The 15,183-nt window shown below is 50.5% G+C and carries 22 protein-coding genes; 16 read left to right on the forward strand and 6 right to left on the reverse strand.

Translation table 11 applies throughout. The annotated features are described in order from the left end of the window. The 10 genes from secY (at position 1) to K5E19_RS16370 (ending at position 5,691) form a co-directional block, all read left to right on the forward strand. Complete coding sequence (gene secY, locus K5E19_RS16325; RefSeq protein ID WP_003863305.1) at positions 1-1,332, forward strand: preprotein translocase subunit SecY; 1,332 nt, start codon at positions 1-3, stop codon at positions 1,330-1,332. Positions 1,333-1,363: 31 nt separating this feature from the next. Continuing rightward, positions 1,364-1,480, forward strand: a complete 117-nt coding sequence (rpmJ, locus tag K5E19_RS16330) for a 50S ribosomal protein L36 (RefSeq protein ID WP_000868187.1) — start codon at positions 1,364-1,366, stop codon at positions 1,478-1,480. A gap of 146 nt (positions 1,481-1,626) precedes the next feature. Then, positions 1,627-1,983, forward strand: a complete 357-nt coding sequence (gene rpsM, locus K5E19_RS16335; protein WP_003863308.1) for a 30S ribosomal protein S13 — start codon at positions 1,627-1,629, stop codon at positions 1,981-1,983. Positions 1,984-1,999: 16 nt separating this feature from the next. Further along, positions 2,000-2,389, forward strand: a complete 390-nt coding sequence (rpsK, locus tag K5E19_RS16340; RefSeq protein WP_003863312.1) for a 30S ribosomal protein S11 — start codon at positions 2,000-2,002, stop codon at positions 2,387-2,389. 33 nt (positions 2,390-2,422) lie between these two features. Next, positions 2,423-3,043, forward strand: coding sequence for a 30S ribosomal protein S4 (rpsD, locus tag K5E19_RS16345; protein ID WP_004868345.1), 621 nt, complete (start codon positions 2,423-2,425; stop codon positions 3,041-3,043). A gap of 25 nt (positions 3,044-3,068) precedes the next feature. Beyond that, complete coding sequence (locus K5E19_RS16350) at positions 3,069-4,058, forward strand: DNA-directed RNA polymerase subunit alpha (RefSeq protein WP_002919219.1); 990 nt, start codon at positions 3,069-3,071, stop codon at positions 4,056-4,058. A gap of 40 nt (positions 4,059-4,098) precedes the next feature. Continuing rightward, complete coding sequence (gene rplQ, locus K5E19_RS16355) at positions 4,099-4,482, forward strand: 50S ribosomal protein L17 (RefSeq protein ID WP_001216368.1); 384 nt, start codon at positions 4,099-4,101, stop codon at positions 4,480-4,482. Positions 4,483-4,588: 106 nt separating this feature from the next. Then, positions 4,589-4,957 carry a DUF1992 domain-containing protein gene (locus tag K5E19_RS16360; protein ID WP_221552111.1) on the forward strand — a complete coding sequence of 123 codons (369 nt, stop codon included), beginning with the start codon at positions 4,589-4,591 and terminating at the stop codon, positions 4,955-4,957. Between the two features lie 2 nt (positions 4,958-4,959). Then, positions 4,960-5,391 (forward strand): Zn(2+)-responsive transcriptional regulator, encoded by a 432-nt coding sequence (gene zntR / locus K5E19_RS16365; RefSeq protein WP_221552112.1) that lies wholly within the window; start codon positions 4,960-4,962, stop codon positions 5,389-5,391. 57 nt (positions 5,392-5,448) lie between these two features. Continuing rightward, positions 5,449-5,691, forward strand: a complete 243-nt coding sequence (locus K5E19_RS16370; RefSeq protein ID WP_221552113.1) for an alternative ribosome-rescue factor A — start codon at positions 5,449-5,451, stop codon at positions 5,689-5,691. Here K5E19_RS16370 and mscL read toward each other — a convergent pair. The 5 genes from mscL to def form a co-directional block, all read right to left on the reverse strand. Continuing rightward, positions 5,665-6,078, reverse strand: coding sequence for a large-conductance mechanosensitive channel protein MscL (gene mscL / locus K5E19_RS16375; protein WP_221552114.1), 414 nt, complete (start codon positions 6,076-6,078; stop codon positions 5,665-5,667). The two genes, K5E19_RS16370 and mscL, sit on opposite strands and share 27 nt — an antisense overlap. Positions 6,079-6,224: 146 nt before the next feature. Continuing rightward, positions 6,225-7,601 (reverse strand): Trk system potassium transporter TrkA, encoded by a 1,377-nt coding sequence (trkA, locus tag K5E19_RS16380; RefSeq protein ID WP_126546505.1) that lies wholly within the window; start codon positions 7,599-7,601, stop codon positions 6,225-6,227. A 22-nt stretch (positions 7,602-7,623) separates the two neighbouring features. Then, positions 7,624-8,910 carry a 16S rRNA (cytosine(967)-C(5))-methyltransferase RsmB gene (gene rsmB, locus K5E19_RS16385; protein ID WP_221552116.1) on the reverse strand — a complete coding sequence of 429 codons (1,287 nt, stop codon included), beginning with the start codon at positions 8,908-8,910 and terminating at the stop codon, positions 7,624-7,626. Positions 8,911-8,962: 52 nt separating this feature from the next. Then, positions 8,963-9,910 carry a methionyl-tRNA formyltransferase gene (gene fmt, locus K5E19_RS16390; protein ID WP_221552118.1) on the reverse strand — a complete coding sequence of 316 codons (948 nt, stop codon included), beginning with the start codon at positions 9,908-9,910 and terminating at the stop codon, positions 8,963-8,965. 25 nt (positions 9,911-9,935) lie between these two features. Further along, positions 9,936-10,445: a peptide deformylase gene (gene def, locus K5E19_RS16395; RefSeq protein WP_221552119.1), complete on the reverse strand. Its 510-nt coding sequence runs from the start codon at positions 10,443-10,445 to the stop codon at positions 9,936-9,938. Positions 10,446-10,572: 127 nt separating this feature from the next. Between def and dprA the strand changes: the two genes are divergently transcribed. The 6 genes from dprA to K5E19_RS16425 are packed head-to-tail and all read left to right on the forward strand — an operon-like array spanning position 10,573 to position 14,356. Continuing rightward, entirely contained in the window at positions 10,573-11,697 is a 1,125-nt protein-coding gene (gene dprA, locus K5E19_RS16400; protein ID WP_221552120.1) for a DNA-protecting protein DprA, read from the forward strand. Next, the gene (gene smg / locus K5E19_RS16405; protein ID WP_042717081.1) at positions 11,669-12,142 is read left to right on the forward strand and encodes a DUF494 family protein Smg; all 474 of its coding nucleotides are present in this window, start codon (positions 11,669-11,671) and stop codon (positions 12,140-12,142) included. Before dprA ends, smg begins: the two co-directional genes overlap by 29 nt. A gap of 26 nt (positions 12,143-12,168) precedes the next feature. Further along, positions 12,169-12,723, forward strand: a complete 555-nt coding sequence (locus tag K5E19_RS16410) for a type I DNA topoisomerase (protein WP_221552121.1) — start codon at positions 12,169-12,171, stop codon at positions 12,721-12,723. Beyond that, positions 12,716-13,288, forward strand: a complete 573-nt coding sequence (gene tsaC / locus K5E19_RS16415; protein WP_221552122.1) for an L-threonylcarbamoyladenylate synthase type 1 TsaC — start codon at positions 12,716-12,718, stop codon at positions 13,286-13,288. The genes K5E19_RS16410 and tsaC overlap by 8 nt, the downstream gene beginning before the upstream one ends. 4 nt (positions 13,289-13,292) lie before the next feature. Next, complete coding sequence (aroE, locus tag K5E19_RS16420) at positions 13,293-14,111, forward strand: shikimate dehydrogenase (RefSeq protein WP_221552123.1); 819 nt, start codon at positions 13,293-13,295, stop codon at positions 14,109-14,111. Continuing rightward, positions 14,108-14,356: a DUF1488 domain-containing protein gene (locus K5E19_RS16425; RefSeq protein WP_221552124.1), complete on the forward strand. Its 249-nt coding sequence runs from the start codon at positions 14,108-14,110 to the stop codon at positions 14,354-14,356. The genes aroE and K5E19_RS16425 overlap by 4 nt, the downstream gene beginning before the upstream one ends. On the opposite strand, the gene K5E19_RS16430 is transcribed toward K5E19_RS16425, so the two are convergent. Further along, entirely contained in the window at positions 14,332-14,886 is a 555-nt protein-coding gene (locus tag K5E19_RS16430) for a gamma carbonic anhydrase family protein (RefSeq protein WP_221552125.1), read from the reverse strand. The two genes, K5E19_RS16425 and K5E19_RS16430, sit on opposite strands and share 25 nt — an antisense overlap. Positions 14,887-15,183 lie beyond the last annotated feature (297 nt).

Below are 15,183 nucleotides of genomic sequence, written 5' to 3' on the forward strand. Positions count from 1 at the left end.
ATGGCTAAGCAACCGGGATTAGATTTTCAAAGTGCCAAAGGTGGATTTGGCGAGCTGAAACGCAGACTGCTGTTTGTTATCGGCGCGCTGATTGTGTTCCGTATTGGCTCTTTTATTCCGATCCCTGGTATCGATGCCGCTGTACTTGCCAAACTGCTTGAGCAACAGCGAGGCACCATCATTGAAATGTTCAACATGTTCTCTGGTGGTGCTCTCAGCCGTGCTTCTATCTTCGCATTGGGTATTATGCCGTACATTTCGGCATCTATTATTATCCAGCTGCTGACGGTCGTTCATCCGGCCCTGGCAGAGTTGAAGAAAGAAGGGGAGTCTGGACGTCGTAAGATTAGTCAGTACACCCGTTACGGTACTCTGGTGCTGGCAATATTCCAGTCGATCGGTATTGCTACCGGTCTGCCGAATATGCCTGGTATGCAGGGCCTGGTGTTAAACCCGGGCTTTGCATTCTACTTCACCGCTGTTGTAAGTCTGGTCACAGGGACTATGTTCCTGATGTGGCTCGGCGAACAGATTACTGAGCGTGGTATCGGTAACGGTATCTCAATCATTATCTTCGCCGGTATTGTTGCGGGCCTCCCGCCAGCCATCGCCCATACTATCGAGCAAGCGCGTCAAGGCGACCTGCACTTCCTCCTGTTGCTGTTGGTTGCAGTATTAGTATTTGCAGTGACGTTCTTTGTTGTCTTCGTTGAACGTGGTCAACGCCGCATTGTGGTGAACTACGCTAAACGTCAGCAGGGTCGTCGTGTCTATGCTGCACAGAGCACACATTTACCGCTGAAAGTGAACATGGCGGGGGTTATCCCGGCTATCTTCGCTTCCAGTATTATTCTGTTCCCGGCAACCATCGCGTCATGGTTCGGGGGCGGTACTGGTTGGAACTGGCTGACAACAATTTCGCTGTATTTGCAGCCTGGGCAACCACTTTATGTGTTACTCTATGCGTCTGCGATCATCTTCTTCTGTTTCTTCTACACGGCGTTGGTCTTCAACCCGCGTGAAACAGCAGATAACCTGAAGAAGTCCGGTGCATTTGTACCAGGAATTCGTCCGGGAGAGCAAACGGCGAAGTATATCGATAAAGTAATGACTCGCCTGACTTTGGTTGGTGCGCTTTATATTACTTTTATCTGCCTGATCCCGGAGTTCATGCGTGATGCAATGAAAGTACCGTTCTACTTCGGTGGGACCTCACTGCTTATCGTTGTTGTCGTGATTATGGACTTTATGGCTCAAGTGCAAACTCTGATGATGTCGAGTCAGTACGAGTCTGCATTGAAGAAGGCGAACCTGAAAGGCTACGGCCGCTAAATGGTCGCCTGAGAAGTTACGGAGAGTAAAAATGAAAGTTCGTGCTTCCGTCAAGAAATTATGCCGTAACTGCAAAATCGTTAAGCGTGATGGTGTCATCCGTGTGATTTGCAGTGCCGAGCCGAAGCATAAACAGCGCCAAGGCTGATTATTTCGCATATTTTTCTTGCAAAGTTGGGTTGAGCTGGCTAGATTAGCCAGCCAATCTTTTGTATGTCTGTACGTTTCCATTTGAGTATCCTGAAAACGGGCTTTTCAGCATGGTGCGTACATATTAAATAGTAGGAGTGCATAGTGGCCCGTATAGCAGGCATTAACATTCCTGATCAGAAACATGCTGTGATCGCATTAACTTCGATCTACGGCGTCGGCAAGACCCGTTCTAAAGCCATTCTGGCTGCAGCGGGTATCGCTGAAGATGTTAAGATCAGTGAGCTGTCTGAAGAACAAATCGACACGCTGCGTGACGAAGTTGCCAAATTTGTCGTTGAAGGTGATCTGCGCCGTGAAATCAGCATGAGCATCAAGCGCCTGATGGATCTTGGTTGCTATCGCGGTTTGCGTCATCGTCGTGGTCTGCCAGTGCGCGGTCAGCGTACTAAGACCAACGCACGTACCCGTAAGGGTCCGCGCAAACCGATCAAGAAATAATCGGGGTGATTGAATAATGGCAAAGGCACCAGTTCGTGCACGTAAACGTGTAAGAAAACAAGTCTCTGACGGCGTGGCTCATATCCATGCTTCTTTCAACAACACCATCGTTACTATTACTGATCGTCAGGGTAACGCATTGGGTTGGGCAACAGCCGGTGGTTCCGGTTTCCGTGGTTCTCGCAAATCCACTCCGTTCGCAGCTCAGGTTGCAGCAGAGCGTTGCGCAGAAGCCGTAAAAGAATACGGCATCAAGAATCTGGAAGTTATGGTTAAAGGTCCGGGTCCGGGTCGTGAATCTACTGTTCGCGCTCTGAACGCCGCTGGTTTCCGCATCACGAATATTACTGATGTGACTCCGATCCCTCATAACGGTTGTCGTCCGCCGAAAAAACGTCGCGTATAACGCTCCGTTTTTTAGGTTAGTTGGAGATAGAAAATGGCAAGATATTTGGGTCCTAAGCTCAAGCTGAGCCGTCGTGAGGGCACCGACTTATTCCTTAAGTCTGGCGTTCGCGCGATCGATACCAAGTGTAAAATTGAACAAGCTCCTGGCCAGCACGGTGCGCGTAAACCGCGTCTGTCTGACTATGGTGTGCAGTTGCGTGAAAAGCAAAAAGTTCGCCGTATGTACGGTGTGCTGGAGCGTCAGTTCCGTAACTACTATAAAGAAGCAGCACGTCTGAAAGGCAACACAGGTGAAAACCTGCTGGCTCTGCTGGAAGGTCGTCTGGACAACGTTGTATACCGTATGGGCTTCGGCGCTACTCGTGCTGAATCACGTCAGCTGGTTAGCCACAAAGCAATCATGGTAAACGGTCGTGTTGTTAACATCGCTTCTTATCAGGTTAAAGCGAATGACGTTGTTAGCATTCGTGAGAAAGCGAAAAAGCAATCTCGCGTGAAGGCCGCTCTGGAGCTGGCTGAGCAGCGTGAAAAGCCAACCTGGCTGGAAGTTGATGCTGGCAAGATGGAAGGTACGTTCAAGCGTCAGCCAGAACGTTCTGATCTGTCTGCGGACATTAACGAACACCTGATCGTCGAGCTTTACTCCAAGTAAAGCTTAGTACCAAAGAGAGGACACAATGCAGGGTTCTGTGACAGAGTTTCTAAAACCGCGCCTGGTAGATATCGAGCAAGTGAGTTCGACGCACGCCAAGGTGACCCTTGAGCCTTTAGAGCGTGGCTTTGGCCATACTCTGGGTAACGCACTGCGCCGTATTCTGCTCTCATCGATGCCGGGTTGCGCGGTGACCGAGGTTGAGATTGATGGTGTACTTCATGAGTACAGCACCAAAGAAGGCGTTCAGGAAGATATCCTTGAAATCCTGCTCAACCTGAAAGGGCTGGCGGTGAGAGTTCAGGGTAAAGATGAAGTTATTCTTACTCTGAATAAATCTGGCATTGGCCCTGTGACTGCAGCCGACATCACCCACGACGGTGATGTTGAAATCGTCAAGCCGCAGCACGTGATCTGCCACCTGACCGATGAGAACGCAGCTATTAGCATGCGTATCAAAGTTCAGCGCGGTCGTGGTTATGTGCCGGCTTCTGCCCGAATTCATTCGGAAGAAGATGAGCGCCCAATCGGCCGTCTGCTGGTCGACGCATGCTACAGCCCTGTAGAGCGTATTGCCTACAATGTTGAAGCAGCGCGTGTAGAACAGCGTACCGACCTGGACAAGCTGGTCATCGAAATGGAAACCAACGGCACAATCGATCCTGAAGAGGCGATTCGTCGTGCGGCAACCATCCTGGCAGAACAACTGGAAGCTTTCGTTGACTTACGTGATGTACGTCAGCCGGAAGTGAAAGAAGAGAAACCAGAATTCGATCCGATCCTGCTGCGCCCTGTTGACGATCTGGAATTGACTGTCCGCTCTGCTAACTGCCTTAAGGCAGAAGCTATCCACTATATCGGTGATCTGGTACAGCGTACCGAGGTTGAGTTGCTGAAAACGCCGAACCTGGGTAAAAAATCTCTTACCGAGATTAAAGACGTGCTGGCTTCACGTGGTCTGTCTCTGGGCATGCGCCTGGAAAACTGGCCACCGGCAAGCATTGCTGACGAGTAACCGGATCACAGGTTAAGGTTTTACTGAGAAGGATAAGGTCATGCGCCATCGTAAGAGTGGTCGTCAACTGAACCGCAACAGCAGCCATCGCCAGGCTATGTTCCGCAACATGGCAGGTTCACTGGTTCGTCATGAGATCATCAAGACGACCCTGCCTAAAGCGAAAGAGCTGCGTCGCGTAGTTGAGCCGCTGATTACTCTTGCCAAGACTGACAGCGTTGCTAATCGTCGTCTGGCATTCGCCCGTACTCGTGATAACGAGATCGTGGCAAAACTGTTTAACGAACTGGGCCCGCGTTTCGCGAGCCGTGCCGGTGGTTACACTCGCATTCTGAAGTGTGGTTTCCGTGCAGGCGACAACGCGCCGATGGCTTACATCGAGCTGGTTGATCGTTCAGAGAAAGCAGAAGCTGCTGCAGAGTAATCTGTAGTAACGTAAAAAAACCCGCTCCGGCGGGTTTTTTTATATCCTCAGTATCACCACCTCTCTACAATATCTGTATCTTTTCTGTTCATCCGCGGAGATCATCATGTGGTTACTTGATCAATGGGTAGAGCGCCATATCAGCGATGCCCAACGCAAAGGTGAATTCGATAATCTTCCAGGAAGCGGCGAACCGCTCGTATTGGATGATGATTCGCACATTGCACCTGAATTACGTGCAGGATACCGCTTACTTAAAAATGCGGGCTGCTTGCCTCCTGAACTTGAACAGCGAAGAGAGGCCGTTGAGCTCCGTGATCTACTTAAAAGTGTTCGCAAAGACGACCCACGGCACAGTGAGCTCAGCCGCCGACTAACGCTGATTGAGCTTAAACTCCGCCAGGCTGGCATGAGCACTGACTTTTTGCACGGTGAATATTGTGGAAGGTTAATGCAGAGAATTAATGAGGAATAACGATGTATCGTATTGGTGAACTTGCAAAGCTTGCTAACGTAACTCCAGATACAATCCGTTACTACGAGAAACAGCAGATGATAGATCATGAGGTGAGAACGGAAGGTGGATTCCGTCTTTATACCGACAATGATCTCCAGCGTCTTCGGTTTATCCGCTACGCACGGCAGCTTGGTTTCACGCTGGAGTCGATCCGCGAGTTACTGTCGATCCGCATTGATCCGGCGCACCACACTTGCCAGGAGTCTAAAAGCATCGTCCAGGCCCGACTGGATGAAGTTGAAGCCCGAATTCAGGAATTGCAGACCATGCAGCGTTCCCTGCAAAGATTGAATGATGCATGCTGTGGTACTGCGCACAGCAGCATTTATTGCTCTATTCTTGAAGCCCTTGAACAGGGTGCCAGTGGCGAAAAGGAAACTCAGGGGTGTTGATTTTCCCTGAGCCCGGGCCTACACTCGCGTCAACATAAACCATGCTCAGGAGAAATTATGAGCCGCTATCAGCATACGAAGGGACAAATTAAGGATAACGCCATTGAGGCATTACTTCACGACCCGCTTTTCAGACAGCGCGTTGAGAAGAATAAAAAAGGGAAAGGGAGTTATCTGCGTAAAGGGAAACATGGGAATCGGGGTAGCTGGGAGGCCAGTGGCAAAAAAGCGAATCGCTTATTTACCACTGGCCTTCCTGCTTTTGGCATCCTGTCAGGAGCGGCTATTCTGCTCTTTTAACAGATCGCGAATTTCAGTCAGTAAAACTTCTTCTTTAGAGGGGGCTGGCGGTGCTGCTGCCGGTTCTTCTTTTTTACGGTTAAGCTTGTTGATGAGCTTGATGGCCATAAAAATGGCAAACGCCACGATCACGAAATCAAAGATATTCTGAATAAATACGCCATAGTGCATAACGACTGCCGGGATATCTCCCTGCGCATCCCGGAGCGTGACGGCGAACTGTTTGAAGTCAATGCCCCCAATTAATAGCCCCAACGGTGGCATAATAATGTCGGCAACCAATGATGAAACGATCTTACCGAACGCAGCACCAATAATGACACCCACAGCTAAATCTACTACATTCCCGCGCATCGCAAATTCGCGAAATTCTTTCATGAAACTCATTATGTTCTCCTTGTGCCAGCTGACGACTATAAGTTTAACAAATGATTAGCTAATTGCCATCGAGGATAAATAAAGGTTATGAAAAATAAAAGGCGCAGGAATTAAAAGGTTAATAATCAGGTGCTCTAACCCGAGCACCTGAATCATTACAGGAAGAATGGACTTGGCTGGAATAAACGTTCGACGTCTGTAATAAACTTTTTATCGGTAAGGAACATAATAACGTGGTCCCCTTGCTCGATGCGTAAATTATCATTGGCGATCATGACATCATTCCCGCGCACCACAGCCCCAATGATTGTGCCCGGTGGTAATTTGATTTCATCAATTGAACGACCCACAACGCGTGATGTCGTTTCATCACCGTGTGCCACTGCCTCAATGGCTTCAGCAACACCGCGACGAAGTGAAGAAACGCCGACGATATCCGCTTTACGGACATGGCTTAGCAGGGCTGAAATTGTCGCTTGCTGCGGTGAAATGGCAATATCAATAACGCTGCCCTGGACCAGATCGACATACGCCTTGCGCTGGATAAGCACCATGACCTTCTTTGCTCCCATTCGTTTGGCGAGCATTGCAGACATAATATTCGCTTCGTCGTCGTTGGTGACGGCAATAAACAGATCAACTTGATCAATATGCTCTTCAGCCAGCAATTCTTGATCGGATGCATCACCATAAAATACGATCGTATTCTGCAGCTTTTCAGCGAGTTCGGAAGCGCGCTGTTGATCGCGTTCGATCAACTTGACGCTATAGTCTTTTTCCAGTCGTCTCGCCAGACCTGCGCCAATATTCCCCCCCCCGACCAGCATAATGCGTTTATAGGGCTTTTCAAGACGCTGCAGTTCACTCATCACCGCGCGGATATGCTGCGATGCGGCAATAAAGAAAACCTCATCTCCGGCTTCAACAATCGTTGAGCCTTGCGGCCGAATAGGCCTGTCGTGGCGGAAAATGGCAGCGACGCGAGTATCGATATGTGGCATGTGCTCACGCATCGTAGACAAGGCATTACCAATCAGTGGGCCGCCGTAATAGGCTTTCACCACTGCCAGGCTTACTTTACCTTCCGCAAAATTCACAACCTGTAAAGCGCCCGGATATTCGATCAGGCGATAGATATTGTCGATAACGAGTTGTTCTGGCGCTATCAGATGATCAATCGGTACCGCTTCAGAATTAAACAGCTTTTCTGCATCGCGAACATAGTCCGGAGAGCGAATACGCGCAATACGGTTTGGCGTGTTGAAAAGCGAGTAGGCCACCTGACAGGCCACCATGTTGGTTTCGTCAGAACTGGTTACCGCAACCAGCATGTCGGCATCGTCGGCACCCGCTTCACGAAGAACGCGTGGGTGCGAACCATGACCCTGCACCACGCGCAGGTCAAACTTGTCCTGTAAGACACGCAGACGATCGCCGTTGGTATCAACAATTGTGATGTCGTTGTTTTCGCCAACAAGATTTTCCGCCAACGTTCCGCCAACCTGTCCTGCGCCCAGAATGATAATTTTCATATCTCGTGACCTGTTCTCTACATCACTCTTTGATTAGCTTAGCGTAAAAGAAGCCATCGCCCTCTTCGGCGCCGGGGAGATTCTGCTGGCCAGGACGTTCCGGCGTACCCGTATCGCGTAATGTCGCATCAGGTGTACGCTTAAGGAAGGCCGCAATTTGCTGGCTGTTTTCTTCCGGAAGTACGGAGCAGGTTGCATAGACCAGCGTTCCGCCGGGTTTAAGATGTGGCCAGATAGCATCGAGAATGTCGGATTGCAGTTGAGCCAACTCTGAAATATCGCGATCGCGGCGTAGCCATTTGATGTCCGGATGGCGACGAATCACGCCCGTCGCTGAGCAGGGAGCATCCAGCAAAATGCGATCGAATTGCGATTCGCCACACCATTCTGCAGGTTTACGTCCGTCGCCTTGCTTGACCTGAGCCTTCATTCCAAGGCGCTTCAGGTTATCGTAGACGCGAGAAAGACGTTGTTCATCAACATCTACTGCCATTACGTTCGCCTGCGGAGCAACTTCCAGAATATGCGTCGTTTTACCGCCAGGGGCAGCGCAGAGATCGAGGATCTGCTCACCATTTTGTGGCTCAAGCCAGGTCATACACCCTTGGGCAGAGGCATCCTGGACAGTGACCCAGCCGTCTTCGAAGCCGGGAAGCACGTGTACCGGTGCCGGAGAGGCTAAACGTACGGCATCCGGGTAGGCTTCATGTGTGAACCCGTTCATTCCAGCTTCTTCCAGCATAGCCAGCCATGCGTCCCGAGTATGATGATTACGGTTGACGCGTAACCACATCGGTGGACGTTGGTTATTGGCGTCAGCAATATCCTGCCACTGCTGCGGATAGGCTTTTTTCAGGCGCTTCAACAGCCATTCCGGGTGCAGGAAACGTGTTTCGCTTTGGGTGAATTCAGCCAGGAGCTCTTCCTGTTGTCGCTGGAACTGACGCAGTACGCCGTTGATCAAACCCTTGAGTTGAGGACGTTTAACCGCAACGGCACCTTCCACCGTTTCAGCCAGCGCAGCATGAGGAGGAATACGTGTATGAAGCAGTTGGTAGAAGCCAACCATGATCAAATAATGAATGGTACGTTGCTTGCCGGTCATGGGGCGTGACATCAGCTTGCTAATCAACCACTCAAGCTGAGAAAGGGTGCGTAGCACGCCAAAGCATAGCTCCTGAAGCAGAGCTTTGTCTTTATCGGACACTTTCTGTTGCAGTGGGGGCAGGACATTACTGAGTGACTGGCCCTGTTCGACAACTTGCTCAACGGCCTGTGCCGCCATACTGCGTAGATTTTGTTTTTTCATAGCCGTAAAAATAAAAATGCCCGGAAACACCGGGCCTTAAAAATGAAAGGGGTCAGGCAAGACGGTTGCCAGGAATAAACCATTCGCGACGGGAATTTAACAAATCCTGGGCGCTCATTGCTTTCTTACCCGCAGGTTGCAGAGACTCAAGACTTAGAATGCCTTTCGCGGTTGCGACCAGAATACCCTGCTTGCTGGCTTCAATAATCGTGCCGGGTTCTGCAGAGGTATCACCATCAATAATGGAGGCTTTCCAGACTTTCACCGGCTGATCGTCAATCATCATCCAGCTCATAGGCCACGGATTAAACGCGCGGATACAGCGTTCAAGTTGAGCTGCAGACAGTGACCAGTCGAGCTGAGCTTCTTCTTTGCTGAGTTTCTCGGCATAGGTTACCAGCGCTTCGTCCTGAACTTCAGGTGTCGCCGTATTATCAGCAAGTTGTTGCAGCGTCTCAATGAGACCCTGAGGGCCCAAATCTGCCAGTTTGTCGTAAAGAGTGGCACTGGTATCTTCTTTAGTGATTGGACAGGCCAGCTTATACAGCATGTCACCGGTGTCTAAACCTACGTCCATCTTCATGATAGTGACGCCAGTTTCAGCATCGCCAGCCCACAGAGAGCGTTGAATAGGTGCCGCTCCGCGCCAGCGTGGAAGAAGAGAGCCATGCACGTTGACGCAGCCCAGGCGTGGCATATCAAGCACGGCTTTTGGCAAGATTAAACCGTAAGCCACTACCACCATGACATCCGCGTTCAGGTCTGCTACCAGTTGCTGATTTTCCTGAGGACGCAAGGATGCGGGCTGGAAAACGGGTAAACCATGTTCTTCGGCCAGCACTTTCACCGGGCTCGGCATCAGCTTTTTCCCACGACCTGCCGGACGGTCCGGCTGGGTAAAGACGCCAACAACCTGGTGACCAGAAGATAACAGCGCGTCGAGATGACGCGCTGCAAAATCAGGGGTACCCGCGAAAATAATGCGTAGTGTTTTAGACACGTTGATCCTTGTATCCGGGGGGATCTTAGGCGCGAGAGCGCAAACGATCCAGTTTCTCTACTTTCTGACGAATACGCTGCTGCTTCAGTGGAGAGAGGTAATCGATAAACAGTTTACCGACCAGGTGATCCATCTCATGCTGAATACAAATCGCCAGCAGGTCGTCTGCTTCCAGCTCGAACGGTTTACCGTCACGGTCCAGAGCGCGAATCTTCACTTTTTCCGCACGCGGTACTAAAGCACGTTGTTCCGGAATGGAGAGACAGCCTTCTTCAATACCCGTTTCTCCGCTCTTTTCAAGCAGTTCAGGATTGATCAGCACCAGGCGCTCATCGCGATTCTCAGAGACATCAATCACGATAATACGCTTGTGAATGTCTACCTGAGTCGCCGCCAGGCCAATACCTTCCTCGGCGTACATGGTATCGAACATATCATCGACGATACGCTGAATTTCTGCATTCACTTCTTTAACCGGTTCAGCGACGATGCGAAGGCGCTCGTCCGGAATATGTAACACTTGCAAAACTGCCATAAATTTCCAGAGTCGTGTTCAGGAGTTGATAAGAATACTATCTCTATTCTAGACAAATCCCTCATCGATTGACAGCATCAGTGACCAATCGCAATGATTGCGGAGGCTGCTTGTGGCAGGGGAAAGGATGACATCGACAGAGATATGGTTACGGTTAATTCACATAGGTCCTCTTTGTGGTGATGCAATGCTGGAGGTCGCATCACAGCTCAGTAAACAGACAACGATTGATGGCGTGACGCTCCGTGAAGCCGGATTATCAGCAACGCATGCTGGGCGATTTCTTGCTCTCAGTGAAGATGAACTTGAGCGTAGCCTGGTGTGGCTGGAGCAGCCGGGAAACCATCTCTTAACTGCTGACCATCCCCTTTATCCCCCTTTGCTTCGCACTTTTCCTGATTATCCCGGGGCATTATTCGTGACGGGGAACCTCGAGGCGCTTAATGGCGTTCAACTTGCTGTTGTCGGAAGTCGTGCGCCCTCCTGGTATGGTGAGCGATGGGGAAGGATCCTGAGTGAACAGCTCTCACAATGCGGTTTCACCATCACCAGCGGTCTGGCCTGCGGCATTGACGGTGTGGCCCACAACGCTGCATTGTCAGTACAAGGCGCGAGTGTGGCCGTGTTGGGGAATGGGCTTTTTAGCATTTATCCCCGTCGGCATCAGACCCTGGCTAAGCGGCTTATTCATTCGGAGGGGGCGGTAGTGTCTGAGTTCTCTCTTTCTACGCCCCCAAGACCAGCGAATTTCCCTCGACGTAACAGGATTATTAGTGGGTTAAGTCAGGGCGTGCTGGTCGTAGAGGCTGCTTTGCGAAGCGGTTCGTTGGTTACGGCAAGATGTGCGCTTGAACAGGGGCGAGAAGTCTTTGCTTTACCTGGCCCTATAGGAAATCCAGGATGTGAGGGGCCGCACTGGCTAATAAAGCAAGGCGCAACGCCTGTGACTTGCATAGAGGATATCCTGGAAAATTTACGGTATGGCTTGAACTGGTTAACAGATGAACCTAAAAAGCAACATTATTCGTCAGATCAGGAGAAGGTGGCATTGCCATTTCCCAAGCTCCTGGCTAACGTAGGAGATGAGGTAACACCTGTTGACGTTGTCGCTGAACGTGCCGGCCAACCTGTGCCAGTAACGGTAGCACAGCTACTTGAACTGGAGTTAGCAGGGTGGATCGCAGCTGTACCCGGCGGCTATGTCCGATTAAGGAGGGCATGCCATGTTCGACGTACTGATGTATTTGTTTGAGACTTACATCCACAACGAAGCAGAAATGCGCGTGGATCAGGACAAATTGACACGGGATCTTACCGAAGCAGGATTTGAGCGGGAAGATATTTACAATGCGTTGATGTGGTTGGATAAACTGGCTGATTATCAGGACGGCCTCGCCGAACCGATGCAGCTTGCTTCCGATCCCTTATCTGTACGCATTTACACCGCTGAAGAGTGTGAAAGGCTGGATGCCAGCTGCCGGGGATTCATCTTATTCCTTGAGCAGATTCAGGTGCTAAACCTCGAAACGCGAGAAATGGTGATAGAGCGCGTCATGGCGCTGGATACGGCAGAATTCGAACTGGAAGACCTTAAGTGGGTGATCCTGATGGTTCTGTTCAATATCCCAGGCTGTGAAAATGCCTATCAGCAAATGGAAGAATTACTCTTTGAAGTGAATGAAGGTATGCTGCACTAATTCAATGTGCGGGACCAAGAGTTGTTATGGCCAAATCAGCACTATTCACGGTGCATAAAAACGAGCCCTGCCCACAGTGCGGGGCTGAGCTCGTCATTCGGTCCGGGAAACACGGCCCGTTTCTCGGTTGTTCACAGTATCCGGAATGTGATTATGTCCGTCCCCTGAAAAGCCAGGCGGATGGACATATCGTGAAAATTCTGGAGGGTCAGCATTGCCCACTCTGCGGTGGCGAATTAGCACTGCGGCAGGGTCGTTTCGGCATGTTTATTGGATGCAGCCGCTACCCTGAATGTGAGCATACGGAACAAATTGATAAGCCAGATGAAACGGCAATTGCGTGTCCTCAGTGTCAGTGCGGTCAGCTGGTACAACGCCGTTCCCGTTATGGTAAGAACTTCCATTCGTGCGATCGCTACCCTGAATGCCAGTTCGTTATCAATTTTAAACCGGTAGCGGGAACCTGCTCTCATTGCAATTATCCGCTGCTTATAGAAAAGAAAACCGCGCAAGGCATGAAACGCTTCTGCGCCAGTAAACAATGTGGAAAGCCGGTTTCGGCGGATCAAAACAGTGAATAATAACCTGCCATCAGGCTCCATTGCCCATGCTGTGGACGTACTGAGAAATGAACAAGTCATCGCCTATCCAACAGAAGCTGTTTTTGGGGTCGGTTGCGATCCTGACAGCGAGACCGCTGTGAGCCGATTGCTCACCTTAAAGCAAAGACCTGTCGAGAAAGGGCTAATTTTGATCGCTGCGAATTACGAGCAGCTTAAACCCTATATCGATGACTCCATGTTGACGTCGGCGCAGCGCGAAACCATCTTCTCCGCGTGGCCTGGGCCGGTGACCTTCGTTTTCCCGGCGCAGCCGACTACGCCGCGCTGGTTAACCGGACGCTTTGATTCCCTCGCCGTTCGCGTAACTGACCATCCGCTGGTGGTTGAGCTTTGCCAGGCATTTGGTAAACCGCTAGTCTCAACCAGCGCCAACCTGACCGGATTGCCACCTTGTCGGACAACCGAAGAAGTACTGGCACAGTTCGGGAATGACTTCCCTGTCGCTGTCGGTGAAACGGGAGGGCGCCTGAATCCGTCTGAAATTCGCGACGCTTTGACCGGCGAACGTTTTCGCCAGGGGTAATCTCATGGAAACCTATGCTGTTTTTGGTAATCCGATTGCACACAGCAAGTCACCGTTGATTCATCAACTGTTTGCTGAACAACTGCAGATAGATCATCCTTATGGTCGCGTGCTGGCCCCTGTCGATGCGTTTGTGACGACGCTGAATGCCTTTTTCGAGGCGGGAGGTAAAGGTGCGAATGTAACAGTCCCCTTTAAGGAAGAGGCTTTTGAACGCGCGGATGAATTGACTGAGCGTGCGGCGCTTGCTGGTGCGGTAAATACGCTTAAACAGCTTGAGGATGGTCGACTTCTGGGTGATAACACCGATGGGATTGGTTTACTCAGCGATTTAGAAAGACTCTCATTTATTAAGCCTGGTTTCCGGATCCTGCTGATTGGCGCGGGCGGGGCATCACGGGGCGTGCTGCTTCCTCTTCTTTCAATGGATTGTGCGGTAACGATTACCAACCGAACATTCTCCCGTGCAGAAGAGCTGGCTGCGCTGTTCGCCCATACCGGTAGCGTCAGTGCTGTAGCGCTTGATGACCTTGCCGACCATGAGTTCGACCTTGTCATTAATGCGACTTCCAGCGGTATTGGCGGTGAAGTGCCCGCGATCCCTGCTTCGTTGGTTAGTGCCCACGTCTATTGCTACGACATGTTCTATCAGAAAGGTAAAACACCTTTTCTGGCCTGGTGTGAACAACACGGCGCGAAGCATCTGGCTGATGGTCTGGGCATGCTGGTGGGCCAGGCGGCTCATGCAGTACTGCTCTGGCACGGAGTGTTGCCTGCAGTCGAACCCGTGATCGAAAACCTGAAACAGGAATTGATGGCGTGAATCAGGCGATCCACTTTCCTGACAGAGAAGTCTGGGATGAAAATCAGCAAGCGGTTTGTTTCCCGGTGCTGGTGCACGGAATGCAGCTGACTTGTGCGATTACTGGAGAAACGCTACTGCGTCGTTTTGGCGGTTCAGACCCGTTGGCGGTATTTTGCGAAAATCGCTGGGATCTTGAAGAGGAAGCCAGCGATTTAATCCGCGATCAGCAGGAAGACGATCAAGGCTGGGTCTGGTTGTCCTGATTCAGATAGTCATTCTTCCATTTGACGTAGTTATTTGCTGAGTATTTTAATCCTTCGATTTCCGCTTCTTTTAAGGGGCGGATCTGTTTTACCGGGCTGCCTAAATAGAGATAGCCGCTTTCCAGACGTTTATTTTGCGGGACCAGACTACCAGCCCCAATCATCACATCATCTTCTACTGTTACGCCATCCAGTAAAATTGAACCCATACCAACAAGCACCCTGTTACCTATCGTGCAGCCGTGGAGCATCACTTTGTGACCGACGGTAACGTCTTCTCCAATGATCAGAGGATTACCTTCCGGATTATAAGAAGATTTATGCGTCACATGCAGAACGCTACCGTCCTGGATATTGGTGCGTGCACCGATGGACACAAAGTTAACATCTCCCCTGACCGCAACCAGTGGCCAGATACTCACATCATCGGCTATGCGGACATCACCAATCACCACGCTGCTGGCATCGATCATCACGCGATCGCCTTTTTGGGGGAACAGATCTTTATAAGGGCGGAGTACTGCAGACATATCTACCTCGACAGATGGGCACTATACAGAAGACTTTGATCATATTTCGAGATCGTGGCAAGGCAAAATACGTCAATATTTAAGCAGATCGGGCGGGATTTCAGCGAAAAGCGCGGAAAATCAACAGTTGGAAAAAAAGATCTAAAAAACACTTGTGCTAAAAATTGGGATCCCTATAATGCGCCTCCATCGACACGGCGGATGTGAATCACTTCACACAACAAGCGGTTCGGTTGAAGAGAAAAATCCTGAAATAACGGGTTGACTCTGAAAGAGGAAAGCGTAATATACGCCACC

The organism is Enterobacter sp. RIT637 (genome assembly GCF_019718755.1).
Taxonomy (GTDB): domain Bacteria; phylum Pseudomonadota; class Gammaproteobacteria; order Enterobacterales; family Enterobacteriaceae; genus Enterobacter.

Bases quoted from the DNA above. Each gene is read 5' to 3' on its own strand.
- secY (WP_003863305.1), top strand. From the start codon at position 1: ATGGCTAAGCAACCGGGATTAGATTTTCAAAGTGCCAAAGGTGGATTT.
- rpmJ (WP_000868187.1), top strand. From the start codon at position 1,364: ATGAAAGTTCGTGCTTCCGTCAAGAAATTATGCCGTAACTGCAAAATC.
- rpsK (WP_003863312.1), top strand. From the start codon at position 2,000: ATGGCAAAGGCACCAGTTCGTGCACGTAAACGTGTAAGAAAACAAGTC.
- rpsD (WP_004868345.1), top strand. From the start codon at position 2,423: ATGGCAAGATATTTGGGTCCTAAGCTCAAGCTGAGCCGTCGTGAGGGC.
- K5E19_RS16350 (WP_002919219.1), top strand. From the start codon at position 3,069: ATGCAGGGTTCTGTGACAGAGTTTCTAAAACCGCGCCTGGTAGATATC.
- rplQ (WP_001216368.1), top strand. From the start codon at position 4,099: ATGCGCCATCGTAAGAGTGGTCGTCAACTGAACCGCAACAGCAGCCAT.
- K5E19_RS16360 (WP_221552111.1), top strand. From the start codon at position 4,589: ATGTGGTTACTTGATCAATGGGTAGAGCGCCATATCAGCGATGCCCAA.
- zntR (WP_221552112.1), top strand. From the start codon at position 4,960: ATGTATCGTATTGGTGAACTTGCAAAGCTTGCTAACGTAACTCCAGAT.
- K5E19_RS16370 (WP_221552113.1), top strand. From the start codon at position 5,449: ATGAGCCGCTATCAGCATACGAAGGGACAAATTAAGGATAACGCCATT.
- mscL (WP_221552114.1), bottom strand. From the start codon at position 6,078: ATGAGTTTCATGAAAGAATTTCGCGAATTTGCGATGCGCGGGAATGTA.
- trkA (WP_126546505.1), bottom strand. From the start codon at position 7,601: ATGAAAATTATCATTCTGGGCGCAGGACAGGTTGGCGGAACGTTGGCG.
- rsmB (WP_221552116.1), bottom strand. From the start codon at position 8,910: ATGAAAAAACAAAATCTACGCAGTATGGCGGCACAGGCCGTTGAGCAA.
- def (WP_221552119.1), bottom strand. From the start codon at position 10,445: ATGGCAGTTTTGCAAGTGTTACATATTCCGGACGAGCGCCTTCGCATC.
- dprA (WP_221552120.1), top strand. From the start codon at position 10,573: ATGACATCGACAGAGATATGGTTACGGTTAATTCACATAGGTCCTCTT.
- smg (WP_042717081.1), top strand. From the start codon at position 11,669: ATGTTCGACGTACTGATGTATTTGTTTGAGACTTACATCCACAACGAA.
- K5E19_RS16410 (WP_221552121.1), top strand. From the start codon at position 12,169: ATGGCCAAATCAGCACTATTCACGGTGCATAAAAACGAGCCCTGCCCA.
- aroE (WP_221552123.1), top strand. From the start codon at position 13,293: ATGGAAACCTATGCTGTTTTTGGTAATCCGATTGCACACAGCAAGTCA.
- K5E19_RS16430 (WP_221552125.1), bottom strand. From the start codon at position 14,886: ATGTCTGCAGTACTCCGCCCTTATAAAGATCTGTTCCCCCAAAAAGGC.